Annotated in this window: 21 protein-coding genes and 2 pseudogenes; 8 read left to right on the top strand and 15 right to left on the bottom strand. The window is 67.6% G+C overall.

Annotated elements, in window-relative coordinates:
* Positions 1–27 precede the first annotated feature (27 nt).
* The 8 genes from Y958_RS08955 to fliF form a co-directional block, all read right to left on the bottom strand.
* Positions 28–843, bottom strand: a complete 816-nt coding sequence (locus Y958_RS08955; RefSeq protein ID WP_004274049.1) for a MinD/ParA family protein — start codon at positions 841–843, stop codon at positions 28–30.
* On the bottom strand, positions 840–1,832 hold the full coding sequence (locus tag Y958_RS08950) for a flagellar biosynthesis protein FlhF (protein WP_088871728.1): 993 nt from the start codon (positions 1,830–1,832) through the stop codon (positions 840–842). Before Y958_RS08950 ends, Y958_RS08955 begins: the two co-directional genes overlap by 4 nt.
* A 470-nt stretch (positions 1,833–2,302) precedes the next feature.
* Positions 2,303–4,453 carry a flagellar biosynthesis protein FlhA gene (gene flhA, locus Y958_RS08945; protein ID WP_088871727.1) on the bottom strand — a complete coding sequence of 717 codons (2,151 nt, stop codon included), beginning with the start codon at positions 4,451–4,453 and terminating at the stop codon, positions 2,303–2,305.
* A 42-nt stretch (positions 4,454–4,495) separates the two neighbouring features.
* Entirely contained in the window at positions 4,496–5,914 is a 1,419-nt protein-coding gene (gene flbD, locus Y958_RS08940) for a sigma-54-dependent transcriptional regulator FlbD (RefSeq protein WP_088871726.1), read from the bottom strand.
* Positions 5,915–5,972: 58 nt separating this feature from the next.
* The gene (locus Y958_RS08935; RefSeq protein WP_244909240.1) at positions 5,973–6,917 is read right to left on the bottom strand and encodes a motility protein A; all 945 of its coding nucleotides are present in this window, start codon (positions 6,915–6,917) and stop codon (positions 5,973–5,975) included.
* A gap of 25 nt (positions 6,918–6,942) precedes the next feature.
* Positions 6,943–7,245: a flagellar motor switch protein FliN gene (gene fliN, locus Y958_RS08930; protein ID WP_004273939.1), complete on the bottom strand. Its 303-nt coding sequence runs from the start codon at positions 7,243–7,245 to the stop codon at positions 6,943–6,945.
* Positions 7,246–7,338: 93 nt separating this feature from the next.
* A complete protein-coding gene (locus tag Y958_RS08925) occupies positions 7,339–8,049 on the bottom strand; it encodes a FliH/SctL family protein (protein WP_088871725.1) in 711 nt (236 codons plus the stop codon).
* A 15-nt stretch (positions 8,050–8,064) separates the two neighbouring features.
* On the bottom strand, positions 8,065–9,726 hold the full coding sequence (fliF, locus tag Y958_RS08920) for a flagellar basal-body MS-ring/collar protein FliF (protein WP_088871724.1): 1,662 nt from the start codon (positions 9,724–9,726) through the stop codon (positions 8,065–8,067).
* A 289-nt stretch (positions 9,727–10,015) separates the two neighbouring features.
* Between fliF and Y958_RS08915 the strand changes: the two genes are divergently transcribed.
* Entirely contained in the window at positions 10,016–10,324 is a 309-nt protein-coding gene (locus Y958_RS08915; protein WP_088871723.1) for an autorepressor SdpR family transcription factor, read from the top strand.
* A gap of 23 nt (positions 10,325–10,347) precedes the next feature.
* A complete protein-coding gene (locus Y958_RS08910) occupies positions 10,348–11,010 on the top strand; it encodes an SdpI family protein (protein ID WP_186291135.1) in 663 nt (220 codons plus the stop codon).
* A gap of 3 nt (positions 11,011–11,013) precedes the next feature.
* On the opposite strand, the gene Y958_RS08905 is transcribed toward Y958_RS08910, so the two are convergent.
* Positions 11,014–11,445, bottom strand: a complete 432-nt coding sequence (locus Y958_RS08905) for an MAPEG family protein (protein WP_186291134.1) — start codon at positions 11,443–11,445, stop codon at positions 11,014–11,016.
* A gap of 115 nt (positions 11,446–11,560) precedes the next feature.
* On the opposite strand from Y958_RS08905, the gene Y958_RS31295 reads away from it, so the two are divergent.
* Together Y958_RS31295 and Y958_RS33000 are read left to right on the top strand one after the other, a co-directional pair.
* Positions 11,561–11,746: a hypothetical protein gene (locus Y958_RS31295; RefSeq protein ID WP_145727699.1), complete on the top strand. Its 186-nt coding sequence runs from the start codon at positions 11,561–11,563 to the stop codon at positions 11,744–11,746.
* The gene (locus tag Y958_RS33000) at positions 11,743–12,039 is read left to right on the top strand and encodes a type II toxin-antitoxin system RelE/ParE family toxin (RefSeq protein WP_145727700.1); all 297 of its coding nucleotides are present in this window, start codon (positions 11,743–11,745) and stop codon (positions 12,037–12,039) included. The genes Y958_RS31295 and Y958_RS33000 overlap by 4 nt, the downstream gene beginning before the upstream one ends.
* A 66-nt stretch (positions 12,040–12,105) precedes the next feature.
* On the opposite strand, the gene Y958_RS08900 is transcribed toward Y958_RS33000, so the two are convergent.
* On the bottom strand, positions 12,106–14,373 hold the full coding sequence (locus Y958_RS08900; RefSeq protein ID WP_088871720.1) for a TonB-dependent receptor: 2,268 nt from the start codon (positions 14,371–14,373) through the stop codon (positions 12,106–12,108).
* 494 nt (positions 14,374–14,867) lie between these two features.
* Here Y958_RS08900 and Y958_RS08895 point away from each other — a divergent pair, with 494 nt between their 5' ends.
* Positions 14,868–16,115 (top strand): efflux RND transporter periplasmic adaptor subunit, encoded by a 1,248-nt coding sequence (locus tag Y958_RS08895; protein ID WP_088871719.1) that lies wholly within the window; start codon positions 14,868–14,870, stop codon positions 16,113–16,115.
* Positions 16,112–19,249, top strand: coding sequence for an efflux RND transporter permease subunit (locus tag Y958_RS08890; protein ID WP_088871718.1), 3,138 nt, complete (start codon positions 16,112–16,114; stop codon positions 19,247–19,249). The genes Y958_RS08895 and Y958_RS08890 overlap by 4 nt, the downstream gene beginning before the upstream one ends.
* A gap of 30 nt (positions 19,250–19,279) precedes the next feature.
* Here Y958_RS08890 and Y958_RS32995 read toward each other — a convergent pair.
* The 3 genes and pseudogenes from Y958_RS32995 to Y958_RS08880 form a co-directional block, all read right to left on the bottom strand.
* Positions 19,280–19,810: pseudogene (locus Y958_RS32995) on the bottom strand (methyl-accepting chemotaxis protein); the annotation flags it as partial.
* 438 nt (positions 19,811–20,248) lie between these two features.
* Positions 20,249–20,830, bottom strand: a pseudogene (locus Y958_RS32990) (cache domain-containing protein); the annotation flags it as partial.
* A 286-nt stretch (positions 20,831–21,116) separates the two neighbouring features.
* Entirely contained in the window at positions 21,117–21,455 is a 339-nt protein-coding gene (locus Y958_RS08880; RefSeq protein WP_088871716.1) for a DUF1491 family protein, read from the bottom strand.
* 140 nt (positions 21,456–21,595) lie between these two features.
* Here Y958_RS08880 and surE point away from each other — a divergent pair, with 140 nt between their 5' ends.
* Together surE and Y958_RS08870 are read left to right on the top strand one after the other, a co-directional pair.
* Positions 21,596–22,363, top strand: coding sequence for a 5'/3'-nucleotidase SurE (gene surE / locus Y958_RS08875; protein ID WP_088871715.1), 768 nt, complete (start codon positions 21,596–21,598; stop codon positions 22,361–22,363).
* Between the two features lie 140 nt (positions 22,364–22,503).
* Entirely contained in the window at positions 22,504–22,698 is a 195-nt protein-coding gene (locus tag Y958_RS08870) for a hypothetical protein (protein WP_088871714.1), read from the top strand.
* A 66-nt stretch (positions 22,699–22,764) separates the two neighbouring features.
* On the opposite strand, the gene Y958_RS08865 is transcribed toward Y958_RS08870, so the two are convergent.
* Positions 22,765–24,408 carry a diguanylate cyclase gene (locus Y958_RS08865; RefSeq protein ID WP_145727701.1) on the bottom strand — a complete coding sequence of 548 codons (1,644 nt, stop codon included), beginning with the start codon at positions 24,406–24,408 and terminating at the stop codon, positions 22,765–22,767.
* Complete coding sequence (locus Y958_RS08860) at positions 24,405–24,797, bottom strand: response regulator (protein ID WP_088871712.1); 393 nt, start codon at positions 24,795–24,797, stop codon at positions 24,405–24,407. Before Y958_RS08860 ends, Y958_RS08865 begins: the two co-directional genes overlap by 4 nt.
* Positions 24,798–24,940: the final 143 nt, after the last annotated feature.

Raw genomic sequence — 24,940 nt, 5'->3', positions numbered from 1 at the left:
CGCCGTCCAGCCGGGGGCCACGCCGGATCAGCCCCCTTGGTTCAGGCGGTTGGCCACCATCTCGATGTCATGGGCGGCATCGGAGGTGGGGAAGCGCATGAACAGGGGCGACTGGTTGCGGATGGCCTCGCGCACCTTGGCGTCGCGCCGCACGATGCCGCCCAGCTTGGGCGACATCTTCAGATAGCGCTGGCAGACGGTCAGCAGCTTCTCATACGTCTTTTCGCCCAGCGCCTTGCTGTCGGCCATGTTGATGACCACGCGCAGGTCGGCCATGGGGTTGGCCTGGTAGCTGAGCTTCAGGAAGGCGTAGGCGTCGGTGATGGAGGTGGGCTCGTCCGTCGTCACCACCAGGGTGGTGCCGGCCGGGCCGGAGAAGGTGCGCACCATGCGGTCCACGCCGGCACCCAGGTCGATGACCACCCAGTCATAGCTCTTGGCCACGTCCGCCAGCTCCGTGCGCAGCTGGGTCAGCCGTGCCGGCGGCAGGTTGGCCAGGCTGCCGGAACCGCTGCGGCCGGCGATGATGTCGAACCCGCCTTCGGGGAAGCGCTGGGCCGCCCCCTGCAGGGTCACCATGCCGTCGATCACCTGACCCAGGTCGCGCTTGGGCATCAGGCCCAGTTGGATGTCCACGTTGGCCAGGCCCAGGTCGCCGTCGAACAGCAGGATACGCTTGCCGCTGCGCGCCAGGGCGTGCGCCAGGGTGACGGAGAAGAAGGTCTTGCCCACGCCGCCCTTGCCGCTGGCCACGGCCAGGATGTTCTGGCGCCGCAGGGGCATGACGTTGTCGGCGGTGGCGAGGGCCGCCGGCGCGCCGGTCGGGGAGAGAAGGTCGTTCATGCGTGGGTCCCCGTTTGCTTGGCGCGGCGTTCGCTGGTTTCAGAGCCGGGCATCATCAGGCGGGCGAGCGATGTGGGTGAGAGGGGTGTCAGGCCTTCGGCCGCGCGCGGGCTGGTGCTGGCGTCGCACAGGGCCAGGCCGGCCTCGTGCGCGGCGGTCAGCATGCTGCCCAGGCGCCGGGCCATGTCCAGGCGGGTGGTCAGCAGGCGGCGGGCGCCCAGGGCACGGAAGGCGCGGGCCATCTCCGACGCCTCCACCGGATCCATGCCGGCGGGCAGCACCAGCACCGGCTCGATGTCGGCGGCCACCAGGAAATCGCGCAGATCGTTCAGGTCGGCTTGGCTGTAGGGATTGCGGCCGGCGCTGTCGACCAGCACCTGCTCCGCCCCCCGCTGCACGTCCAGGGCGTCGGCCAGGGCCAGCGGATCCTCCACCGTCATCAGCCGCAGCTTCAGCACGCGGGTGAAGGCGGCCAGCTGGTCGATGCCGCCCGCGCGCACCGTGTCGGTGGAGATGACGCCCACCGGCCGGCCCTTCAGGGCGGCGCGGGCGCACAGCTTGGCCACCGTCAGCGTCTTGCCCGCACCCGGCGGGCCCACCAGCATCAGCGGCTTGGGAAAGCGCCCCTCGGGCAGGGGCTGGAAGGTGAAGACGGATTCCAGGGCCGCGGCCAGCAGGGTCTGGGCGTCCTTGGCGTCGAAATCGGCGATGCTGTCCATCAACCGCTGGTTCAGGTCGGCCGGCAGGCCGTGGCGGAACAGGATGTCCGTCACCTGGTCGGCGGGGTCGGGGGCCAGCGGGTTGTGGTAGCGATCATTGATGGCGGGCATGCCCGGAACGGGGATGGACTCCTCCACCGCCGCCGTCACCCGGACGCCGACGCCCTCTTCTTCGCGCGTGGCGACGATGATGGCGTCATCCCCCAGCACCTCCCGGACAAGGCGCATCGCCTCACCCATGGTTGGGGCATGAAAGGACTTCAGCCGCATGATTGTCCTGCCCTAGGGGCCATATCCACTCCACCTCCCCACAGGGGCCCACCCCCGAGGGACCCTGCCACCGGAACCGCCGCGGCTGCACCCGCCGCCCACGGCATCTGAAACCCCAACCTCAACCCTGCGCCGAAGCGGCCGAACGCTTCCCGGTTCGGCCATCCTGGCACGGCACCCCCCTAAGGGCGCTGCGCCAGGTCATTTGCGCGTATGCGGGCATTAACCCGGCTTGTCTGCCGTCAAAAGGACAAATACGTCAAGGACCCAAGGATGGCATCTTATTCGGACCGTTGCATCAGCGATAAGGGCGTGCGGGCGCAGCTTCCGGCCCGCCGTGTCATTTACACCGCGCTTGCTTAATTTTGCGTTAGCCATGTTCGGCGACGCCCCCGCATCATCCGGGCGGAAGACCGCTTCGTCCTGCCGCCGCCCCGCTATTTCTGTACCCCCGGCCGCCCCTACGGCTCTTACACTTGTCCCAAGGTCTTGATCTTGGCCTTGGGATGGATTTCGTTCTGCGACATGACGGCGGTGGCCGGCCGGAACCGCTCGATGATGGACCGCACGAAGGGCCGGATGCCCGGGCTGGTCAGCAGCACCGGCGATTCCCCCATCATGGCGTGGCGGTCGTAGGTCTGGCGCACGGCGGTGATGAATTGCTGCAGGCGCGACGGCGCCATGGCCAGGTTGCGCTCGTCGCCTTCGCCCACGACGGATTCGGCGAAGGCCTGCTCCCACTCCGGCGACAGGGTGATGAGGGGGATATAGCCCTGGTCGTTGGTATGGCTGTCGGAGATCTGGCGCGACAGCCGGGCGCGCACATGCTCCGTGATCTGGGTGATGTTGCGGGTATAGCCCGTCGCCTCCGACACGCCTTCCAGGATGGCCGGCAGGTCGCGGATGGAGATGCGCTCGGCCAGCAGGCTCTGCAGCACGCGTTGCAGCGCGCCCACACCGATCTGGCCGGGGATGACGTCGGCCACCAGCTTCTGTTGTTCCTTGTTCAGCTCGTCCAGCAGCTTCTGGGTCTCGGCATAGGACAGCAGGTCCGCCATGTTGTCGCGCACCACCTCGGTCAGGTGGGTGGTCAGCACGGTGGGTGGGTCCACCACGGTGAAGCCCTTGAACAAGGCCTCCTCGCGATAGGCCGGCTCGATCCACATGGCGGGCAGGCCGAAGGTCGGCTCCGTCGTCACCTCGCCCGGCAGCTGGATGGGCTCGCCGCGCGGGTCCATGCACAGCAGCATGTTGGGGCGCACGTCGCCGCGGCCGGCCTCGATCTCCTTGATGCGGATGACGTAGCTGTTGGGCGGCAGCTGCAGATTGTCCTGGATGCGCACGGCCGGCATGATGATGCCGATCTCGCTGGCCAGCTGGCGGCGCAAGCCCTTGATCTGGTCGGTCAGGCGGTGGCCGGCGTCGGTGTTGATCAGCGACAGCAGGCCATAGCCCAGTTCCAGGCGGATGAGGTCGATGGCCAGGGCGGAGGAGATGGGCTCCTCCGGCGCCGGCAGGGGGGCGCCGCCGGGGCCGGCCGGGGCACCGGGCGCGCCGCCGGCTTCCGCCCCCACCATCTGGTCCGACCGCTGCTTGCGTAGGCGCGGCAGGTAGTAGGCGCCGGCGAACAGGGCGATGGCCAGCGAGACGAAGGGCAGGAAGGGCAGGCCCGGCAGCAGGGCCAGGGCGCACAGCAGGAAGGCGCTGAGGCCCATGGCCGAGGGATAGAAGCTCAGCTGCCCGAACAGCGCCTTGTCGGCGGACCCCGTCTGGCCCGACTTCGACACCATGAGGCCGGCGGCCAGCGAGACGATCAGCGCCGGGATCTGGCTGACCAGGCCGTCGCCGATGGTCAGCTGGGTGTAGGTGGCGCCCGCCTTCAGGAACGACATGTTCTTCTGGCCGACGCCGATGATCATGCCGACGACGACGTTGATGAAGGTGATGACCATGCCGGCCACGGCGTCGCCGCGCACGAACTTGGACGCACCGTCCATGGCGCCGAAGAACTGGCTTTCCTCTTCCAGTTCGCGCCGGCGCTTCTTGGCCTCGCCCTCGTCGATCAAGCCGGCCGACAGGTCGGCGTCGATGGCCATCTGCTTGCCGGGCATGCCGTCCAGGGTGAAGCGCGCCGCCACTTCGGCGATACGGCCGGAACCCTTGGTGATGACGGTGAAGTTCACCATCACCAGGATGGCGAACACCGTCACGCCGATGATGAAGTTACCGCCCATGATGAAGCCGCCGAACGCCTGGATGACGTGACCGGCGGCCTGGGTGCCTTCATGCCCGTGGCCCAGGATCAGGCGGGTGGACGCCATGTTCAGCGCCAGGCGCAACATGGTGGACACCAGCAGGATGGTGGGGAAGGAGCTCATCTCCAGCGGCTTCTGAATGCTGAGCACCGTCATCAGGATCAGGACGGAGAAGGTGAAGGAAACGGCGAGGCCGAAGTCCAGCAGGAAGGTCGGCAGCGGTATGACCAGCATGACCAGAATGGTCACGATGCCCAGCGCGAACAGAATCTCCGTCCGCTTCAGCAGTGCCGGACCGGCGGTCCGCGCGTTGCCGAACAGGGACTGCAGCATGTTGCCGCCGGAGGCCGCGGTCTGGTCAGCCATGGTCTCTCTTCCCGGTGCCTGTCAGGGGTCCGTTTCCTCGCCTTACATCGCCGCCCGGTCCAGCTCGCCACCCGCCGGCGGCGGCACGGCCACGCCCTCGTCGCTGTACTGCTTCAGCTTGTTGCGCAGGGTGCGGATGGAGATGCCCAGGATGTTGGCGGCATGCGTCCGGTTGCCCAGGCAATGGCTGAGCGTGTCGATGATCAGGTCGCGCTCCACATCCGCCACGCTGCGGCCCACCAGGCCGGCGGTGCCGGAGGCGCCGGGCTCGCCAGCCGCACCGGCCGCGGGCTGGGCGGCGGCGGTGGCGCGGGCGGCCACCGGGGCCACCGCGCTGTAGCCTTGCGCGGGTGCGGCCGGTTCGGCACCGGTCAGCAGGATGGCGTCGGTGCCGATCTCCGTCCCGCGCGACAGCAGCACGGCGCGGTGCATGGTGTTCTCCAGCTCACGCACATTGCCGCGGAAGCGATGGGCCTGCAGCATGGCCATCGCCTCCGGGCTCACCCTGCGTTCCGGCAGGCCGTTGGCCTCGGAATATTTGGTGGCGAAGTGCTGCGACAGGATGGCGATGTCGGCCGGGCGTTCGCGCAGGGGCGGCAGGATCAGGTTCACCACATTCAGGCGGAAGAACAAGTCCTCGCGGAAGCGGCCGGCCCGCACCTCTTCCTCCAGGAAGCGGTTGCTGGTGGCCAGCACGCGGATGTCCACCTTCACCGGCTGAGTCCCGCCCACCCGGTCGATCTCCCGTTCCTGGATGGCGCGCAGCAGCTTCGCCTGAAGGCGGATGTCCATCTCCGAGATTTCGTCCAGCAGCAGGGTGCCGCCGTTGGCCTCCTCGAACTTGCCCACGCGGCGTGCCACGGCGCCGGTGAAGGCGCCCTTCTCATGGCCGAACAGCTCTGATTCCAGCAGGTTTTCCGGGATGGCGGCGCAGTTGACGGAGACGAACACCGCGTTGGCCCGGCGGCTCTTGCGGTGGATGTAGCGGGCCATCAGTTCCTTGCCGGTGCCGGACTCGCCGGTGATCAGCACGCTGGCGTCGCTGGGGGCGATCTGGTCGGCCAGGCGCAGCACGCTACCCATGGAGGGGTCGCGGCTGACGATGGCGTGGCTCTCCTCCGCCACCGCCTCCAGCACGGCGGCGATCAGCTGCGCGTCCGGGGGCAGGGGGATGTACTCCTTGGCGCCGGCGCGGATCGCCTTCACCGCCGCTTGCGCGTCGGTCGCCACGCCGCAGGCGACCACCGGCACGGTGATGCGTTCTGTCTTCAGCGCCTCGATCAGCATGGCGACGTCCAGCTTGACGTCGATCATCACCAGATCGGCGCCCTGGCCGCCGCGCAGGGCGTTGAGGGCACCGCCGATGCTGTCGGTGTGGGCGACCTTCGCGCCCTTCTGGAGCGCGATCTTGCCCGCCGCCGTGATGTAGCCTTCCAGCGTCCCTACGATCAGCAACCGCATCGCTCAAAACCCTTTCAAACCGGGACGCCCCACCGGGGACGCGTCCGTCGTCCAACCATCAATCGTAATGGTTCAGCCGCAGCTCCGGCGGCAGAACCGTGTTCATCATCATCTCCAGCCGGCGCGGATTCTCCTGCCGGGCGATGGAGATGGCGCCCAGCATGAACAGCGTGTCCACGATGGCCTGGGCGTCGGTGTTGCGTTCCAGCTTTCCGGCCAGCGGGGCCAGGGCCATGTTGCCCACGAGCGCGCCGTAGAAGGTCGTCAGCAGGGATATGGCCATGGCCGGGCCGATGGCCGCCGGGTCCTGCAGGTTGCCCAGCATCTGCACCAGGCCCACCAGCGTGCCGATCAGGCCCATGGCCGGCGCCACTTCCGAGGCGCGGCGCAGCACGGCGGCGCCATGGCGGGACCGTGCCTGCTGCGCCTCGATCTCCGTGCGCAGGATGCGCTCCACATCCTCCGCCGCGATACCGTCCACCACCAGCTCGATGGCCCGGGCCTGCAGGGGTTCCACCCCCTTGTCCTTCATCAGCGGCTGCAGGGTCAGCGGGCCGTTGCGGCGCGCCGCCTCCGCCATCTGCAGGACGTAGCCGGAGACATCGGCGATGTCGGCCACCGGCCGCATCAGGGCGCGGGCCAGCTGGCGGCGGCAGGCCGCCAGGTCTTCGCGCGCGAAGGACACGATGGTGACGGCGATGGTGCCGCCCACCACGATCATGAGCGAGGGCACGTTGATGAAGGCCCGCGCGTGCCCGCCGAAGGCCAGGGCCGAGAACACCAGCGCGAACCCCGCCGCCAGGCCCAGCACTGTGGTCAGGTCCAGCCCATGGCGCACCCGCACCGGCTCCGGCAGGGGGGCGGACGCCGGCGCCTGGGCCCCCGCCGGATGGGCCGGTCCCTTGGCCTCGTTCGCCGCCTCCGGCGCCGGCGCGGCCGCAGCCACCCGTCCGGCGGCGGTGCCGGCGGCGCGCAAGGTCGGGGAAGGAGGGCGGCTGTTCAACGGTTTCTCTTTTCTCGATTACGGATCAGGTGCGTTCGGACTTGATGATTTCCGTCATGGTCACGCCCAGGCGGTCTTCCACCACCACCACCTCGCCGCGCGCCACCAGGCGGTTGTTGACGTAGATGTCGATGGCCTCGCCCACCTTGCGGTCCAGTTCCACCACCGCGCCGCGGCCCAGCTTCAGCAGCTGGCTCACCTGCATGGTGCATTTGCCCAACACGGCGGAAATCTGAACCGGGATGTCGTAGACGGCCTCCAGGTCCTTCACGATAGGGGCGCCGTCGGCGTCCATGCCTGCTTGGCCGTCGAAATCGTCCAGGCTCATCGTTTCCCTCGTTTCTCACCGCCGGGGCCGGGCCCGGTCACGCATCCTAACAACACTGGCCCATACCATGGTGGCCTATCACGGCCTATACGCTCATTCCGCCGCTTCACGGCCATCTTCCAGGGGACGCCCCAGGTTGCCGGCGATGCGGTCGATCTCGGCCCACAGGGCGGCGACGTCGCGCTCGGCGCCGCCGTCGCCCCAGTCGGCCTTGCAGTCCAGTTCCCCGGCGCGGGGATCGGCCACCACGGCGACGGAGCCGGCGAAGCCCTGCCGCGCCGCCATGTCCTCGATCTTCTCCTTGATGGGGGCCAGCCAGTTCTCATGCACGCGCACCAGCAGGCGCGGTTCATCCGACAGCTCCGCCAGGAAGGCGTTGACCGATGCCTCCACCTCCACCAGGCCGTGGCGCTTGACCATGGCGGGGAACAGCTTGCGCACGATGGCCAGCGCCATGCGGATGGTGTTCTGGGCCCGCAGCGCCCGGCCGTGCGTCTCCGCCTGGATCAGTTGCCCGACGCTGCCCTGCAGTTGGGCCAGCACGTTGGCCAGCGCCAGCGCCGACTGGTCGGCGCCGGCCTGCATGCCCTCGGCATGGCCCTGGGCGTAGGCCGCCTCGCGCGCCATGCGCACCTGCTGCTGCAGGTCGGCCAGGCTGAAGGTGGGTTCCGGCGGCGGTGGGGGCGGCGGCGGCGGTTCCGGCGGCAGCTCGGGCACGGGCGGGAGCTGTTCCTCCGGCACTTCGACGCGGCGGCCCTCGGGGTCGAAGGAATTGTCGAACAGGAATCTGCGGATGTTGGTCATGGGCTACGTCCGCGCTCAATTTTCCTGGTACAGCCAGTTCCGGATGATGGACACGGCCTCTTCCGGGTGCTTCTCGACGATCTCGCCCACCTTGCGCAGCGAGGAGGCGCGCACGCGGCCGTCGACGCGGTTGATGTCGATCATCTGTTCCAGTTCCTCGTTGGCCTGGGCGGCCTCCAGCGCCAGCTCGCGGGCCAGGGCGCCGCCGCCGGGACCGGCCAGCTGCGGCACGCCGCTCTGGTCGGACAGCAGATCGGGCTCCTCGTCCAGCTGCGGGGTCCGGTCCAGGGCGCGGGCCACCAGCGGCCGGATGACCAGCAGGATGACCAGGATGGCGACGATGGCCAGCACGATGGTTTCGGCGATGCGGAACACATCCTGCTTGGGCAGGCCGAACAGCGTCTCTTCCTTGGCCTCCAGCTCGCCCTCGGGGGTGGCGAACTTCATGCTAACCACGTCCACGGTGTCGCCGCGCGAACCGTCGAAGCCGATGGATGACTTGACCAGGGACCCCAGCTTCTGCAGCTCGTCATCCGAGCGCGGCTGGTACTGGGCCACACCCTTGTCGTCGGGCACGTAATTGCCGTCGACCAGCACGGCGACCGACAGGCGGCGCACCTGCCCGGCCTCGCGCTCGTGGACCTTCACGGTCTTGCTGATCTCGTAATTGATGCGCTCGTTGGTCTTGGTGGTTTTGGAACTGGAAGAGCCGTTGGTGGTGTTCTCGGCGTTGGCGGAGGGCAGGTTGTTCGCCACCGTCACCGGGTCCTGGCCTTCCTTGTTGATGTCTTCCGAGTTCTCGTTGTTGGTCTCGGTGGAACGCACGACCTGGCTGTCGGGGTCGAAGATCTCGCTGTTCGTCGTGATGTGGTCGAAATCCATGTCGACCGTCACCTCCGCCCGCACCTTGCCCATGCCCACGGTGCGGCCCACGATCTCCTCGACCTTGTCGGTCAGGCGCTGCTGATAGGCGAGGCGCTTCTCTTCCGCCGTCGCCATCATGGCTTCCTTGCTGTCGGAACCCATGCCCCGGGCCAGCAGGTTGCCCTTGTCGTCCACCACCGAGACCATGTCGGGCTGCAGTCCCGGGACGGACGCGGCGATCAGGTGCTGGACGCTGGCCACCTGTTCCTTCTTCAACTGCTGGCCGGGCCGCAGGCGCAGGACGACGCTGGCCGTGGCCTTCTGCGTCTCACGGCTGAACAACTCGCGCTTGGGCAGCACCAGGTGGATGCGGGACTGCTGCACCGGGGCCAGGGTGTTCACCGTGCGCGACAGCTCACCTTCCAGCGCGCGCAACTGCTGGACGGACTGCATGAAGCTGGTGGTGCCCAGGCTTTCCGCCTGGTTGAAGATCTCGTAACCGACGTTGCCACCGGTGGGCAGGCCCTGCTGGGCCATCAGCATGCGGATGCGGCCCACCTGGTCGGCCGGCACCTCGATGCGGGTACTGTCCGGGCTGACCTGGTAGGGCACCTTGGGCTGCATCTGGTCCAGCTGCTGCACGATGGCGCCGCCGTCGCTGGGCGACAGGTCGCTGTACAGCAGGGCCATGTTGGGCGAGGAGCCGTTGAACAGCAGGAAGCCGAACAGGGCCAGGATCAGCAGCGCGACGCCACCGATGGCGCCCAGCCGCACCGGCCCCAGATTACGCAAGGTCTGCAACAGGTTTTCCAAGGTCCGCTCCCGGGCCGGCGGTCACCGAAAAATCACAACGGAGTCTATAGTGTCGACTCCGTGTTTGCCAGGATTGTGGGAACGTTCAGGGAATGAAATAGGGGGTGCTGGGCAAAAATTTCCTACACACCGCAAAGTGTGTCATTTGCGTCACGCATTTTGCCAGTTGATGGAGTGTTGCATTCAACAAGAGCTACCTCGGCGGCGAAATCTGCAAAATGCAACGATTGGGAAAGACGTCGCCCAAGCGACTTGACTATATTTCGCTAATTAGCTAAATACCGTTATCATGAATCGCGTCTTCAAAGCCCTGGCCGATCCCAGCCGCCGCCGCATCCTTCAGTTGCTGCGCGAGGGGCCTTTGTCGGCCGGCGACATCGCCCGCCATTTCGACCTGGCCAAGCCTACCCTGTCCGGCCATTTCGCCGTACTGCGCGAGGCCGACTTGGTGGACCAGGAGCGTCAGGGCACCACCATCTACTACCGCCTGAACCTGTCGGTGCTGGAAGAGGCGCTGTCGGGCCTCATGGACAGCATGGGGATAGGGCAGGGGGAGCGGGTGGCCCATAGCCCCGGTCTGGTCAAGCCGGGGAAATAGCGGTCCCCGCGAGGAGTATGCATATGTCCGCTCGGTTCTATTGGCTGATGACGGCCCAGATCCTGGCCGTCATGGCGCTGGCCAGCCTCTATACGCTGACGCAGGTTGGGATGGAGGCGACCCTGCCCATCCATTGGGGCGCCAACGGTCAGGTCAATGGGGTCGCCCCGGCACCTCAGGCGCTGGCGATCCTGCCTCTGACCGTCGTGGGATGGGCGGCGCTCATGGCCTTGCTGGCCCGGTTTTCGCCCAGCGCGGCGGCCCTGGCGCGGTCAGGGACCGCCTGGCGTACGGCCTGTCTGTCGCTGACCGGCATGCTGGCGCTGACCCACTTCGCCCTGGTGGGCGGCGCCTTGGGCCACCCGGTGGACATGGGCCGCACCCATGCGCTGATCATGGGTGTGTTCCTGATCCTGATGGGCAATGTGATGGGCAAGGTGCGGCAGAACGGTCTGCTGGGCATCCGCACGCCGTGGACGCGCAACGACGAATGGGTGTGGGACCAGACGCACCGCTTCGGTGGCCGGCTGTTTGTGGCCGGCGGCTTCCTGCTGCTGGCCCTGACCTTGTGGCTGCCGCCGGCCCTGATCCGGGGGCCCCGCCTGACGATGGCGGTGCTGCTGCCCCTGGCGTTGATCTCGGTCCTCCGCTCCTACCTCTACTGGCGCGTCCGGCCCAGCCGCTGAGCGTCAGGCGGGAAAGGTCAGCAGCGTCAGGCCCAGCCGCACCCACATCGCCGCCAGCACGGCCATGGATACGATGAACACCGCCGCCCGGTGCAGCACGTTGTTGTAGGTCAGGTGGATGGCGCTCTGCATGACGCGCAGCGCCACGAAAACCCAGGCCAGCGCCTCATAGAGATGGTCGCCCTGGCGCAGCACCATCAGCACCACGCAGATGACGTAGAACAGCGGCGGCACCTCCAGCAGGTTGTTGAAGGCGCGCTGGGCGGTGGCGCAACCGTCCGTCTGGGTGCCCGCCGTGAAGTTGCGGAAGTAGGACAGCCGGACATTCCCCCGCCTCACCGCCCGCACCCGCATGACGAACAGCCGGAGGCCCACCAGCAGGGTGAACAGGAACAGGACCAGCATGGGGAAGTACAGGGCGATGCTGCTTGTCATGGCCATCCGTCGCGTCAGGAAGCGTCGTGAAACAACTTAAGATTTTTTACGTCGGAGAGAAGGGCGGCATGGTGATGCCTGGATTTTCCTGCGCTGGGGGCTTATTCTTTCCCCCATGAATACCTCGACCCGCCAGCACCCCGAAGAATGGGAGCGTGACCTCGCCATTAGCGAGGAAGAGATCGCGCGCGGTGAAGGTGTGGCGCTTTCGGATGTCTTGCGGGATTTGCGCGAGAGTGCTGCCCGGATCCGCGCGAAGCGAGAACACTCCAGTCTTCGCCCGGCCGCGCGGCGCTTGTGATCCGGTTATCGCCGCGCGCGTTGCGGCATATCACCAATCTTCGTGATCATTACGAGGCCTTGGGCCGTGATGCGGCCATTTTAAACTTGGCGAACGTGTTGGAGGAAGCGGCCGCGCGCATCCAGGCGAATCCCGGTGATGGCTTGCCGGCTCCGCGACCATATCCGCTACTGGCGAAACCTGGCCGATTGTGGCTGCACGTCAAGGATTATTGGATCGTCTACACGACGGCCGCGCCTCGCTCCATCGTGGGCGTATTTTATGAGACGGCCAACATTCCTCGGCATCTCTGAACGCCATAAGAAAAGGGCCACCCGGTTTCCCGGATGACCCCCTTTCACATAAGAACATAAGGCTGCCTAGAACCGCACCTTGACCGTACCCAGGACCTGGCGCGGCGGCTGGGGGAAGGCGCCCAGCGGGCCGTTGTCGTCGGCCTCGATCAGGTTCACCTTGCGGTCGAACAGGTTGCGCACCGTCAGGCTCAAATCCACGGTGTCCTGATGGGGCGGCGTCCACGTCCAGGTGGTGTTCCACAGGGCGTAGCCACCGCTGACGCGGCTGTTCTGGCTGTCGTAGGCATAGTCGCCGAACATCTCCACCCACAGCTTGCCCGACAGGCCCAATGCTGGGATACCCTGGTTCAGGGCGACGCTGCCCGTGTGCCGGGGCACGCCCTGCACCCGCTTGCCGGTGAAGTCGCGCTGGATCAGCGTGTCGCTTTCCACGAAGCGGTCGTCCAGCCAATAGGCTTCGGTGTAGCCATAGGTGACGTCGGCCGACAGATGGGGCAACAAGCTGTCCAGCCGGGCGCTGCCCGCCAGTTCGACACCCTGCGACAGCTGCTCCCCCGTGTTGAAGGTCTGCGGCACGCCATTGACCTCCACCACCTGCAGCAGGTCGTGGCGCTGCAGGCGATAGACGGTGACGCTGCCCGACAGCAGGCCGCCGAAGGCGTCGCCCTTCACGCCGGCCTCCACATTGTCCGCCAGTTCCGGGTTCAGGCCGGTCTGGCGGCTGCGGAAGGACCACAGCGGCCCGAAGGCGGCGGAGAAGCCCTGGCCGTAGGCGACATAGGCGCTGACCTCCGGCGTCACCTTCCAGGTGACCGAGGCCTTGGGGCTGAAATGGGCGTTGTCGTCATAGGCAGTGCCGCCTGGCGTGATGGTGCCGTTGGGCCCGCCGCTGGTGGTGTCGCCATAGAGGACGTGGCGCTCGAAGTAGTCATAGCGCCCGCCCACGTCCAGGGTGACCGGCCCGAAGGTCCGGTCCACCTGCAGATAGGCGGCGTAGGCCCGTTCGCGGCCATAGGCGTTCAGCTGGGTGTCCGTCACCCATGCATCGGTGTCGATGTTTTGGCCGGTCAGGATGCTGCGCTGCTCACCGTAGTAGTAGGTGTCGTCCAACTGGCCGGTCCAATGCTCGGTATGGTGGGCGCGCACCTGCTCGGCGCTGACGCCGCCCAGCACTTGCCAGGGGCCGTGGGTCCAGGACAGCTGCTGCTCGCCATAACCCGTGACGGTGTTGCCGTCGACGCGGAAGCCGGTGAAGGTGACCGAGCCGGCGCTGGGGTCGTACTCGTTGGCGAAGCCCTGCAGGGCGGATGTCAAGGCCTGGCGGATGTGCAGCTTGGTGGTGGCCACCAGGCCGTCGGCCAAGTCACGCTCATACGTCGCCGTGGCCGTGGCCATGCGCTTGTAGAAGCCGGCGTTGTCCTCGTTCCAGTTGGCCTCGCGGCCGCCCGGCAGGTTGATCAGTTCACCCCGGCTGTCCACCGGCAGTTCTCCGGCCAGCTGCTGGCGGGTGTCCACCCAGGTGGCGGTGACGGTCAGGCGGCCGGCATCGCCCATGTCCAGCTGGTGCTTCAGGAACAGGTTGGTCTCGTTGCGGCCGGTGCGGTCGCGCCAGCCGTCGCCCCGCTCATGCCCCACGTCCAGCAGCAGGGCGCCGCCCTTCACGGTGGGCGTCTGCAGCAGGGCGTCGCCGTGCAGCCAGCCGTCGCTGCCGGCCTGCAGGGTGACCTCGCCCTTGGTCTCGTCGGTGACCTCGCGGGTCAGGTAGTTGATGGTGCCGCTGATGGCGCCCCGGCCGTACAGCGCCGACATGGGGCCGCGCACCACGTCCACCCGGCCCACCGCGCTGTAGGGCAGCTGTTCCAGGTCGACCTCGTCATCCCCGGTGACGTAGGGGATGCCGTCCATCATCACCACCAGCGTGTCGTTGTGCACCTTGCTGGGCACGCCGCGCAGGGTGATCGAGGTGTAGGTGCCCATGTCGTTCTTGGACACCAGCACGCCCGGCAGGTCCGTCAGTTCGTCGCCGATGAACAGCACACCCTTCTGTTCGAACTCGTCGCGCGACACGGTGGACACGCTGGCGGGCACGTCGCGCAGGGCCTCGGCCCGGCGGGTGGCGGTGACGATGATCTGGTCCAGCGGAGAGTCGCTGTCAGCGGCGGGGGCCACGGAGGCGGGTGTCTGCCCGCCGGTGGTATGGGGGTCGTCGGTATGTCGGCCGGTGGTATGGTCGGCGGTATAGGAGGACGAAACGTCTGCGGCCAGGGCGGCCGAAGCCGAGAGGACGGGCGAACCCGCCAGGATGGTGGACAGCAGCAGCAGACGGCGCATCGTTTCAGAAGCCTCCTCAGGTCTTTGAATGCGGAAATGTGGGAAAACGGCGCCGGTGTACCCTATCCGTCGCAGGCTGCGAAGGCATGAACGCGCCGTGGCCGGAGATGGGCGGTATGTCCCGCTAAAAGGGACGGCGCCGGGCACCCCTTGTCCCGTCGCCTGTGCAGGCCGCTTCACGCTCTGGGGTGGGCCTCAGACTTTAAGGATAATGCCTGGGGCCGATGTATATCTTATAAGACTGCAAAACCGGGATCCGCGACGTTTTGCCTGCTTGGGTATGGGGCCCGGGGGCTGGCGGTTGTGCGGACGAGGCGTGGGGTTGGGTCGCAGATGCCGACGGGTGGGCTGACAGGGCTGGGCGTGATGCCCGCCGTCCGACGGGCGGCGGCTGGCGTGGTTTTCAACCGCGTTAAGGCAACTGTCACCGTTTTGCCCCATGATGCCACCGGTCCCGATGTCGCCTGTACCCGTTCGCTCCCGGAGAAGTCCCGATGAATCGTCGCACGGCCGCCGCCGCGCTGGTCCTGGTCCTGGTCGCCGCCTATGGCGGTTACCGCGTGTGGGACGCCAAGTCCGGGGCGGGGACATCCGGGATTGGGCCGGAGGCCTCGGCCACGCCGGGCAAGCGTGGTCCTGGCAATAACAACAGTGACCCGGTGCCGGTGGTGACGGCGCGCGTGCGGCGCGGCGCCATGCCCATCGACGTGGCCGCCGTGGGCACGGTGCAGCCCATCTCCACCGTGCAGGTGCGCGCCCGCATCGACAGCCAGCTGATGGCAGCGAAGGTGGAGGAGGGGCAGGAGGTCAAGTCCGGCGACCTGCTGTTCCTGCTGGACCAGCGCCCGGCCAAGGCCGCCCTGATGCAGGCGGAGGCCAACCTGGCCCGTGACCAGGCCAACCTGGGCCAGGCGCGGTCCGACGCCAAGCGCAACGCCGACCTGTTCGCCCGCGGCGCCGTCTCCATGCAGCAGAACGAGCAGGCGTCGGCCACCGCCAAGGCGCAGGAGGCCACGGTGCTGGCCGACCAGGCGGCGGTGGATCAGGCGCGCCTGACCGTGGCCTTCACTGAAATCCGGTCCCCCATCGACGGGGTGGTAGGCAGCATCCAGCTGCGCCCCGGCAACCTGGTGAAGGGCAGCGACAGCGGCTCCACCCTCACCACCCTGGTGCAGGTGGCGCCCATCAACGTCGCCTTCACCGTGCCGGAGAAGCATGTGACGGCGGTGCGCCAGGCCCTGCGGTCCGGCCGGCCGCCCCTGGTCTCGGCCAAGACCGCCGACGGCCTGGTCGCCGCCACGGGCCGCCTGGTCTTCATCGACAACAGCGTGGACGCGCAGTCCGGCACCATTCAGCTGAAGGGCCTGTACGACAACAAGGACCGTGCCCTGTGGCCGGGCCAGTTCGTGGACGTCACCCTGCACCTGGGCATGGAGGCCGACGTACTGTCCGTGCCGGCGGTGGCGGTGCAGCGCGGCCAGGCCGGCCCTTACGTGTTCGTGGTCAAGGCCGACGACACGGTGGACATGCGCCCGGTGACGGTGGGGCGCTTTGCCGAGCAGGGTGCCGTCATCGCCAGCGGTGTCGAGGCGGGTGAGCGGGTGGTGGTCGAAGGCCAGCTGCGCCTGGTGCCCGGTGCCAAGATCGTGGAACGCCCGGCCACCCAAGGGGGCGGGGTCGAGGCAGACAGCGCCAATCCCAGCGCAGGCGCCGCGCAGGCCAGCGGAAAGGCGCGCACGTGAACATTTCCGAGCTTTGCATCCGCCGGCCGGTGATGACCGTCCTGCTGACGGCGGCCCTGATCCTCAGCGGCGTGCTGGCCTACAAATACCTGCCGGTGGCGGCCCTGCCGCGCGTGGACTTCCCCGTCATCAGCGTGTCGGCCAGCCTGCCGGGCGCCAGCCCGGATACCATGGCGTCCTCCGTCGCCATTCAGCTGGAGCGTGAGTTCTCCACCATCGCCGGCATCGAGAGCATCACCTCCAGCAGCGTGCAGGGCAGCACCAACGTCAACATCCAGTTCGAGCTGGACCGCGACATCGACAGTGCCGCCCTGGACGTGCAGGCGGCCCTGTCGCGGGTGCAGCGGCGCCTGCCCATCGAGATGACGACCCCGCCCAGCTACCGCAAGGTGAACCCGGCCGACCAGCCGGTGCTGCTGCTGGCGCTCAGCAGCGCCACTCTGCCGCTGAGCCAGGTGGACGAATACGCCGAAACCCTGCTGAGCCCCGCCCTGTCCACCCTCAGCGGCGTGGCGCAGGTGCAGGTTTGGGGTGCCCAGAAGTTCGCGGTGCGCATCCGCCTGAACCCAGAGGCGCTGACCGCCCGCGGCATCGGCGTGGATGAGGTGCAGAACGCCATCGCCGCCGCCAATTCCAGCTCTCCCGTCGGTGTCGTCTCCGGCTCGGCCCAGCAGCTGATCCTGGAGACCAACACCCAGCTGTTCGACGCCCAGAGCTTCTCGCACCTGGTCATCGCCACCCGCAACGGCGCGCCGGTGCGCCTGGGCGACGTTGCCAGCGTCATCGACGGGGTGGAGAATGACCGCACCGCCAGCTGGTTCAACGGCACCCGCACCATCGTGCTGGCCATCCAGCGCCAGCCCGACGCCAACACGGTGGAGGTGGTGGACGCCGTGAAGCGGGTCATCCCCACCTTCAAGGCCAGCCTGCCGCCGTCCATCAACATCAGCGTGCTGATCGACCGCTCGCTGTCCATCCGGGCGGCGGTGGAGGATGTGCAGTTCACGCTGATCCTGACCATCGGCCTGGTGGTCATGGTCATCTTCCTGTTCCTGCGCAAGGTCAGCGCCACGCTGATCCCCGGCATCGCCGTGCCCATTTCCCTCATCGGCGCCGCCGGCGCCATGAAGGCCTTCGGCTTTTCCATCGACAACATCTCGCTCCTGGCGCTGACCCTGTCGGTGGGCCTGGTGGTGGACGACGCCATCGTCATGCTGGAGAACATCGTCCGCTACATCGAAGAGGGCATGAGCCCGTTCGAGGCGGCGGTGAAGGGCAGCCGGGAAATCGGCTTCACCATCGTGTCCATCACCCTGTCGCTGGTGGCGGTGTTCATCCCCATCTTCATGATGGGCGGCGTGGTGGGCCGGCTGTTCCATGAGTTCGCGGTGACGGTGACCTTGGCCATCGCGGCCTCGGCCATCACGTCGCTGACGCTGACGCCCATGCTGTGCAGCCGCTTCATCAACCATGACCACCATGCCAAGCCCAACCGGTTCGAGCGGGTGACGGAGGCGGGGTTCCAGGCCTGGCTCAGGGGCTATGACCGCACCCTGACCTGGTGCCTGGCCCACCGCCGCGTGGTGGTGGCCGTGTTCTTCGCCACCCTGGTGGGCACCGTGGTGCTGTTCCAGCAGGTGCAGAAGGGCTTCTTCCCCACCGAGGACAACGGTCAGATCTTCGCCCAGACGGAAGCCCGGCAGGACATCTCCTTCGACGCCATGATCGCCTTGCAGCAGCAGGTGGCGGCGGCGGTGGCCAAGAACCCCTATGTGGAGACCTTCATCTCCTCCGTCGGCGGTGGCGGCAACGTCACCAATGCCGGCCGGGTCTTCATGTCGCTGAAGGACCGCGCCCACCGCCCCAAGATGGAGGCGGTGCTGCAGAGTTTACGCCGGGACGTGGCCGACATCCCCGGCATCAACGTCTTCTTCCAGCCGGTGCAGAACCTGAACGTCTCCGGCCGTCAGTCCAAGAGCCTGTACCAGTACACGCTGCAGGGCCTGGACCAGCCGCAGCTGTACCAATGGTCGGACCGGCTGATGCAGAAGATGGCGCAGATGCCGCAGTTGCAGGACGTGACCAGCGACCTGCAGCTGTCCGGCCAGAACGCCTCCATCCATATCGACCTGGACAAGGCCTATATGCTGGGCCTGACCGCGGAAAACCTGCGTTCCAGCCTCTACAGCGCCTTCGGCACGCGCCAGATTTCCACCATCTATACGCCGACCAACGATTACGAGGTGATCCTGGAGCTGTCGCCGGAGGCGCAGAAGTCGGCGGACGTGCTGAACCGCATCTACATCCGTTCCGACAGCGGCAAGCTGATCCCCCTGGGCGCCGTGGCCCGTATCGACCGCACCTCCGGCCCCATCAGCGTGAACCACCAGGGGCAGCTGCCGGCCGTCACCCTGTCGTTCAACCTGACGCCGGGCGTCTCGCTGGGGGCTGCCGTGACGGCCATCGAGGGGGTGCAGCGCGACATCGGCATGCCGGACAGCATTTCCGGCAGTTTCCAGGGCACCGCCCAGGTGTTCCAGCAGGCGCTGGCCAACCAGGGCCTGCTGCTGCTGACGGCCGTGCTCGTCATCTATGTCGTACTGGGCGTGCTGTATGAAAGCTTCATCCACCCGCTGACCATCCTGTCCGGCCTGCCCTCGGCGGCCGTGGGGGCGGTGGGCTCGCTCATGCTGTTCGGCTTCGACCTCAGCGTCATCGCCATCATCGGCGTGCTGATGCTGATCGGCATCGTGAAGAAGAACGCGATCATGATGATCGACTTCGCACTGGAGGCCCGGCGCGAGGGTGCTGCGCCGCAGGACGCCATCTACCGCGCCTGCCTGCTGCGCTTCCGCCCCATCATGATGACCACCATGGCGGCCCTGATGGGCACGTTGCCGATAGCGCTCGCCTCCGGCGCCAGCGCCGAGCTGCGCCAGCCCCTGGGTGTGGCCGTGGTCGGCGGCCTGGTGGTGTCGCAGATGCTGACGCTCTACATCACCCCGGTGCTGTACCTCTACATGGAGGATTTCAGCCGCTGGATCGACCGGCAGCTGCACCGCCAGAAGACCCGCCGCGCGGCCCGCCGCCTGGTCCCCGCCAACACCGACGGCCGCGCCAACGCCGCGGAGTAGGTGCCTCCGCCGCGTTGGCCCTCCGGTGCGTCAGGCGGCGCGGATGCCGCGCAGGAAATTGTCCACGTCGCCGCGCATGCGTTCGGCATTGCGGGCGAGGTCGCTGGAGGCGGACAGCAGTTTCTGCGCCACCGATCCCGTGGTCGCCGCCGCCTCGGTCAGGCCGCCGATGTTGGCGCTCATTTCCTGGGTCTCGCTGGCCGCTTCGGTGACGTTGCGGGCGATCTCCCGGGTGGCGGCGCCCTGTTCCTCGACCGCCGCCGCGATGCCGGACGAAATGGTGCGGATCTGGTCGATGACGCCGCTGACGGTGCGGATGGCGGCGACGGCCTGCGCCGTTTCTTGCTGGACATCGGCGACCTGGGCCGTGATCTCCTCCGTCGCCTTGGCCGTCTGGGTGGCGAGGGTTTTCACCTCGCTAGCGACCACAGCGAAGCCCTTGCCCGCCTCGCCGGCGCGCGCCGCCTCGATGGTGGCGTTCAGGGCCAGCAGGTTGGTCTGGCTGGCGATCCCGGCCACCAGCTGAACCACCTCGCCGATCCGGCCTGCCGATTGCGACAGGCTCAGCATCATGGTGTTGATCTTGCCCGTCTGGTCCGCCGCTTCGACGGCGATGCGGGCCGCGTCCGCCACCTGGCGGCTGATCTCGCTGATGGACGCGTACAACTCCTCCGACGCGGCCGCTACCGTCTGCACATTGGTGCTGGCCTGGCCGGCGGCGGTGGCGGCGTCTCGGGCCTGAATGCTGGCCCGGTCGGCCACGTCGCTCATCGTCTCCGTGGTGTGGTGGATTTCGTTGGCCGCCTCCGCGCTGCGCTGTATCAGGCCCATGACGCTCTGCTGGAAGGTGTTGGCGATGGCCTCGCGCTCCGACTTCAGCGCTTCGGCGGCGCGGCCGGCCGCCTCCCGCCGTTCCTGCTCCTTGCGGTCCAGTTCCATCAGGCTGTCGCGGAACACGGTCAGGGCCCGCGCCAGTTTGCCGATCTCGTCTCCCCGCGTGGCGTGAGTGATGGTGATATTCCGGTCACCGTCGGTCAGGCGCACCATGGCATCGGTGATCGCCTCCAGCGGGTGCGTGATGGTGCGCACCAGGTAGAGCGACAGCCCGAGGATGGCCAGGCTCACCACCGCCAGGGCGGTGCCGTAGGTCATCAGGCGCTGATGGAACAGGGTGTCGATGTCATCGATGTAGACACCGGCGCCCACCAGCAGCTTCCATGGGGCGAAGGGGCGGATTGAGGCCAGCTTGGGCACGGGCGCATCGCCCTGCTTGCGGGGAAAGGCGTAGGCCACGTCCCCGCCGCCGGCCCGCGCCGCCTCGATGAACAGCCGGATGAACGGAACGCCGTTCGGATCCTTGAGGTCGATCAGGTCCTTGCCTTCCATCTGCGGCTGGGGACCGACGACCTGGGCAATCCCGGTATCGCTGTAGACGAAGATGTAATTGCCGTTGGCGAAGCGGATGGCGCGGATGTCGGTCTTCACGCGCTCCAGCGCCTCCGCTTCGCTGAGTTTTCCGTTGCTCGACAGGTCGTGATAATAGGCCAGGAGGCTGGTTGCCGACTCGACCTGTCGCACCATCTGTTCCTTGCGGCCTTCCAGCATCAGGGTGCGCTCATGGAACGTGCTCAGGATGGCGATGATGATCATCGCGGCGACCGGCAAAAGGACGGCCGCCAGGATTTTAACCCTGACGCTCACGGATCTTGGCATGCCGCTCTCCCTTATGGGTTGTTTTATAAGGGGAATTAGGGCGATTCGGAGGCCTTGTTCAAGGTTGGCGGGTCGGTTTGTAAATAATAATTTAAATATACGGCGTGCGAATTCCGTCGAAACTTGTCTGATCCGGGCAGGGGGCACCTAGGGCTCAGATCACCTTGCCTTCGAACGGGTGGCTGCCGTCGCGGCTTTCCACCTCGATCACCCACAGGTCGGGATCGCGGCGGGTGGCGCGTTCGATGAAGGCGTCGGCCTCCGATTCCGGCACCTGGGCGCCATTCAGCCCCGGGAACCAGCCCAGCCTACCGTCGATGTCGCGGCTCTGGGTGTAGACCTTGGCGCCCTGGAAGGGGATGACGACCTTCAGCAGGATCAGCCCGCTCTCCGCCTCGCCCTTGCGCAGGACGTAGACGGGGATGCTGTCGGCGGCGCAGCGGCGCAGGTGCAACTGGACCCAAAGGGCGGTGGACAGCCGGTCGTCGGACATGGTCCCGGGGTTCCTGAAGGATTGGACGGGAAAAGCGATCAAAGCGGAGCGGGGCGCGACATTGCGGCTTGCCATCCGCGCCGCCGCCCGGAAAGGTGCGCCCGTATCTATAGGGTTCCACCGCTTCCGAGGCCAGACTCATGACGTCATCCGCCCCGCCCGCCCACCGCCTGGGCCGCGTGCTGCTCACCAACGACGACGGCATCAACGCGCCGGGCTTGGCCCTGCTGGCCGAGTTGGTGGCCGGGGTGGCGGAGGAGGTCTGGGTGGTGGCGCCGGAGAAGGACCAGAGCGGCATGTCGCGCGCCGTCACCCTGACCACGCCCCTGCGGGTGGAGGAACGGGGGGAACGCCGCTACGCCCTGACCGGCACGCCCAGCGACTGCGCCATCTTCGGCCTGCGCCACCTGCTGAAGGACAATCCGCCGGACATTGTGCTGTCCGGCATCAACCGGGGCGCCAATGTGGGTGACGAGGTGCCGTATTCCGGCACTGTGGCGGCGGCCCTGACCGCGCGCCTGCTGGGCGTCCCGGCCATCGCCTTCAGCCAATCCTTCGCCAGGGGTGGCCAGGTGCGCTGGGACACGGCGCGGGCGGTCTTCGCCCGGTCGCTTGACTATGCGCTGGACCTGCGGGTCGCCGCCAATGCCGTGCTGAACGTGAACTTTCCCGACGTGGACGCGGTGGACGTGGGCGACGTGGTGCTGACGCGGCAGAGCCGGGGCACCCTGGACCGCATCGACGTGGAACCGCGCGCCGACATGCGCGGCGGCACCTATTACTGGATGGCCTTCCGCCGCCACATGCCCATCCTGGGGCCGGACACCGATGCCGGCGCGCTCAAGCACGGCCTGGTATCGGTGACGCCCCTGGGCTTCGACATGACCGCCCCGGAAGGCATAGCCTGACCAAACCGGCCCAGACGGCATAGCCTGACAGAGACCACCCTGGCCCGCCCTTTGCTTCCGTATAAAGGGAAGGGGGCCGGCGGCCGGCCCCCAGGATTCCCGGATTAGACGGGAAGCCAGGCCAGCCAAGGGGTTTCGCCATGTCGGGCGTGTCGTTGTTCCAAGGAAAGATTTACCGGGTGGGCAGAAGCGTGCTGGTGCTGGGCCTGGCGCTGGGTGCCCTCAGCGGCTGCGTCGTGGTCGATGCCGCCGGCACCGCCGTGGGCACGGCGGCCGACGTGGCCGGCACTGCGGTCAGCACCACGGCCAAGGTCGTCACCGCGCCGGTGAGATAAGTTTCCCACCAAACGCCGGGTGCGGTCGGATCCAAGCTATGAAACGGCGCTTCATAGCTTTGGTGCTCAGCCCAGTTCAATCCTGTTGCGGCCGGCGTTCTTCGCGCGATAGAGCGCGGCGTCGGCCGTCAGGTTCAGGGCCTTGGCGTCCAGCCCGGGCTTCAGCCCCACCACGCCGCCCGAGAAGGTCACCTGGAACTGGGTGTCGCCGTGCACGTAGGGGATTTCGCTGAACTGCTGGCGCAGCAGGTTCAGCCGCTCCGCCGCGTGCTCGGGCCGCGTTTGCGGCATCAGCACGGCGAACTCCTCACCACCGTAGCGCCCGATCATGTCGCTGCGCCGCAGCCGCTGCTGCAACAGGCGTGACAGGCCCTTGATGACCCGGTCACCGGCCCCGTGGCCGTAGCGGTCGTTGACCTTCTTGAAATGATCGATATCCAGCATCGCGAAGGACAGGTCCGTACCGTCGCGCTGGGCGCGGGCCACTTCGGTCGCCAGCAAATCCTGGATCATGGGGTGGTTGTAGGCGCCGGTCAGGCCATCGCGCACCATCAGCGCCTTCAGTTGGCGGGCGCGGCGGGCACGGGCGCGCACGGTTTCCGCCAGGTCGCCCAGGTCGACCGGCTTGGTCAGATAGGCATCGACGCCCGTGCGCACCGCGGATCGGTGCGTCTCCGTGTCCAGGTCCGCCGTCAGGAAGACGATGGGCAGGGCCAGCAGGCCATCATACTGCCGCAGGACCGACGCCAGTTCGAAGCCCGTGCACTGGGGCATGATCAGGTCGGTGACCATCAGGTCGGCGTTGTGGTCATACAGCGCTTCGACCGCCTGCAGCGGGTCGGTCACCAACCGCGTCTGCATGCCGGCGGACTGCAGCGCCATCTCGTAATAGGCGCCCAGCGTGGCGTCGTCGTCCACGATCAGGATGCGTAGCGGCTGGTCGGGGTCGCGTTCCGTCAGGCGGTCCAGATGGTTGACCAGGGCGTTGGCGTCCGGCGGCTTCACCACATAGGCGTCGCAACCGGCCCGTGCCGCCGCCAGCCGCGCGGCGAAACCGGTGGCGGACGACAGTGCGAGGCTCGGTATCTTGCGCCCCCTGGCGTCCGTCATCCGCGTGGCGCTGGGGATCATGCCGTGCGGGTTGATGTCCAGGATGATCGCTTCCGGTGCAGCATCGGCCACGGCGGCGGTCAGGGCGTCGCCATCGGGAAAGGCAGTCAGCTTATAGCCGTAGGCGGCCAGGATGTCGGCCAGATCCTCGGCCCCCGGGCCATCGGCCTGCATCAGATAGACGGAACGGTAAGTCCCCTCGCTGGACAGGGCGGGGGCGATGGGCAGGGCATTGACGGCGGGGGCGGATGGGGCGGCGCCGGTGATGGCTCGCTCCAGTCCGTCGATGGCGGCACGGAGCACCGGCAGGGCGACGGCCCCCATCTGGTCGATCACCTCCTCCAGCGCGCGGGCGGCGACGCTCAGGTCCGGCAGGCCGAAGGTGGCGCCGGAGCCGGCCAGGGAATGGGCGTGGCGCGCCAGGTCGGCGCGGGCAGTGGTGGCGTCGTGGCCGTCCAGGCCTTCCAGCGCCTCGGCCGCCTGCCGGATTTGCGCCAGGCGATCCGGCAGGCCGGCCATGAAGTCCTGGCGGATTTTCTCCACCCGCGCCAGCAGGTCCGCTGGCAGGGGCGGCATGATGGGCGAAGTGTCCTGGATCATGTCGGGCCCGCGCCGCCCCACAGCTCGCGGACGGTGTTGGGTAGGCTCATGGGGTCGAAGGGTTTGGCGATCACGCCCACGGCGCCGATTTCCTTGAACCTCTGCACCTCGGATGGCTGCACCTTGGCGGTCATGAAGGCGATGGGGACGCCGGCCAGGGACGGGCGCTGGCGGATGGCGGCCAGCGTGGCGGGGCCGTCCATGCCGGGCATCATGGCGTCCAGCAAGATCAGCTGGGGCGTCCAACCATCCAGGATTTCCAAGGCGCGGGCGCCGGATTCGGCCATCTGCACGTCAAAGCCACCGACATGGCGCAAACTGAGTTCGACGATGGCGCGGATGTCCGGCTCGTCATCGACATAGAGGATGCGGTTCAGTGACTCGGCCATGCTGCCTCGCGGTGGTCGTGTGCGATGGACTTGGGTGCCATGGTCTTTGGAGGGACACGCCGGCGCGTCCCCGTGGCGCTACAATGCGCACCAGGGTAGCCGCCGGGGCCAGCGGGCGCAAATGGAGTTCGGGCGACAGTCGG

Origin of the sequence: Nitrospirillum viridazoti CBAmc, from assembly GCF_000730165.1 — a bacterium.
GTDB lineage: Bacteria > Pseudomonadota > Alphaproteobacteria > Azospirillales > Azospirillaceae > Nitrospirillum > Nitrospirillum viridazoti.
The sequence above is the reverse complement of the archived record's forward strand: the minus strand, read 5'-3'. Positions and strand labels throughout refer to the sequence as shown.

What these genes read in the sequence shown, in the direction of transcription:
- Y958_RS08955 (WP_004274049.1), bottom strand. Translation starts at nt 843, where the DNA reads ATGAACGACCTTCTCTCCCCGACCGGCGCGCCGGCGGCCCTCGCCACC.
- Y958_RS08950 (WP_088871728.1), bottom strand. Translation starts at nt 1,832, where the DNA reads ATGCGGCTGAAGTCCTTTCATGCCCCAACCATGGGTGAGGCGATGCGC.
- flhA (WP_088871727.1), bottom strand. Translation starts at nt 4,453, where the DNA reads ATGGCTGACCAGACCGCGGCCTCCGGCGGCAACATGCTGCAGTCCCTG.
- flbD (WP_088871726.1), bottom strand. Translation starts at nt 5,914, where the DNA reads ATGCGGTTGCTGATCGTAGGGACGCTGGAAGGCTACATCACGGCGGCG.
- fliN (WP_004273939.1), bottom strand. Translation starts at nt 7,245, where the DNA reads ATGAGCCTGGACGATTTCGACGGCCAAGCAGGCATGGACGCCGACGGC.
- Y958_RS08925 (WP_088871725.1), bottom strand. Translation starts at nt 8,049, where the DNA reads ATGACCAACATCCGCAGATTCCTGTTCGACAATTCCTTCGACCCCGAG.
- Y958_RS08915 (WP_088871723.1), top strand. Translation starts at nt 10,016, where the DNA reads ATGAATCGCGTCTTCAAAGCCCTGGCCGATCCCAGCCGCCGCCGCATC.
- Y958_RS08910 (WP_186291135.1), top strand. Translation starts at nt 10,348, where the DNA reads ATGTCCGCTCGGTTCTATTGGCTGATGACGGCCCAGATCCTGGCCGTC.
- Y958_RS08905 (WP_186291134.1), bottom strand. Translation starts at nt 11,445, where the DNA reads ATGACAAGCAGCATCGCCCTGTACTTCCCCATGCTGGTCCTGTTCCTG.
- Y958_RS31295 (WP_145727699.1), top strand. Translation starts at nt 11,561, where the DNA reads ATGAATACCTCGACCCGCCAGCACCCCGAAGAATGGGAGCGTGACCTC.
- Y958_RS08900 (WP_088871720.1), bottom strand. Translation starts at nt 14,373, where the DNA reads ATGCGCCGTCTGCTGCTGCTGTCCACCATCCTGGCGGGTTCGCCCGTC.
- Y958_RS08895 (WP_088871719.1), top strand. Translation starts at nt 14,868, where the DNA reads ATGAATCGTCGCACGGCCGCCGCCGCGCTGGTCCTGGTCCTGGTCGCC.
- Y958_RS08880 (WP_088871716.1), bottom strand. Translation starts at nt 21,455, where the DNA reads ATGTCCGACGACCGGCTGTCCACCGCCCTTTGGGTCCAGTTGCACCTG.
- surE (WP_088871715.1), top strand. Translation starts at nt 21,596, where the DNA reads ATGACGTCATCCGCCCCGCCCGCCCACCGCCTGGGCCGCGTGCTGCTC.
- Y958_RS08870 (WP_088871714.1), top strand. Translation starts at nt 22,504, where the DNA reads ATGTCGGGCGTGTCGTTGTTCCAAGGAAAGATTTACCGGGTGGGCAGA.
- Y958_RS08865 (WP_145727701.1), bottom strand. Translation starts at nt 24,408, where the DNA reads ATGATCCAGGACACTTCGCCCATCATGCCGCCCCTGCCAGCGGACCTG.
- Y958_RS08860 (WP_088871712.1), bottom strand. Translation starts at nt 24,797, where the DNA reads ATGGCCGAGTCACTGAACCGCATCCTCTATGTCGATGACGAGCCGGAC.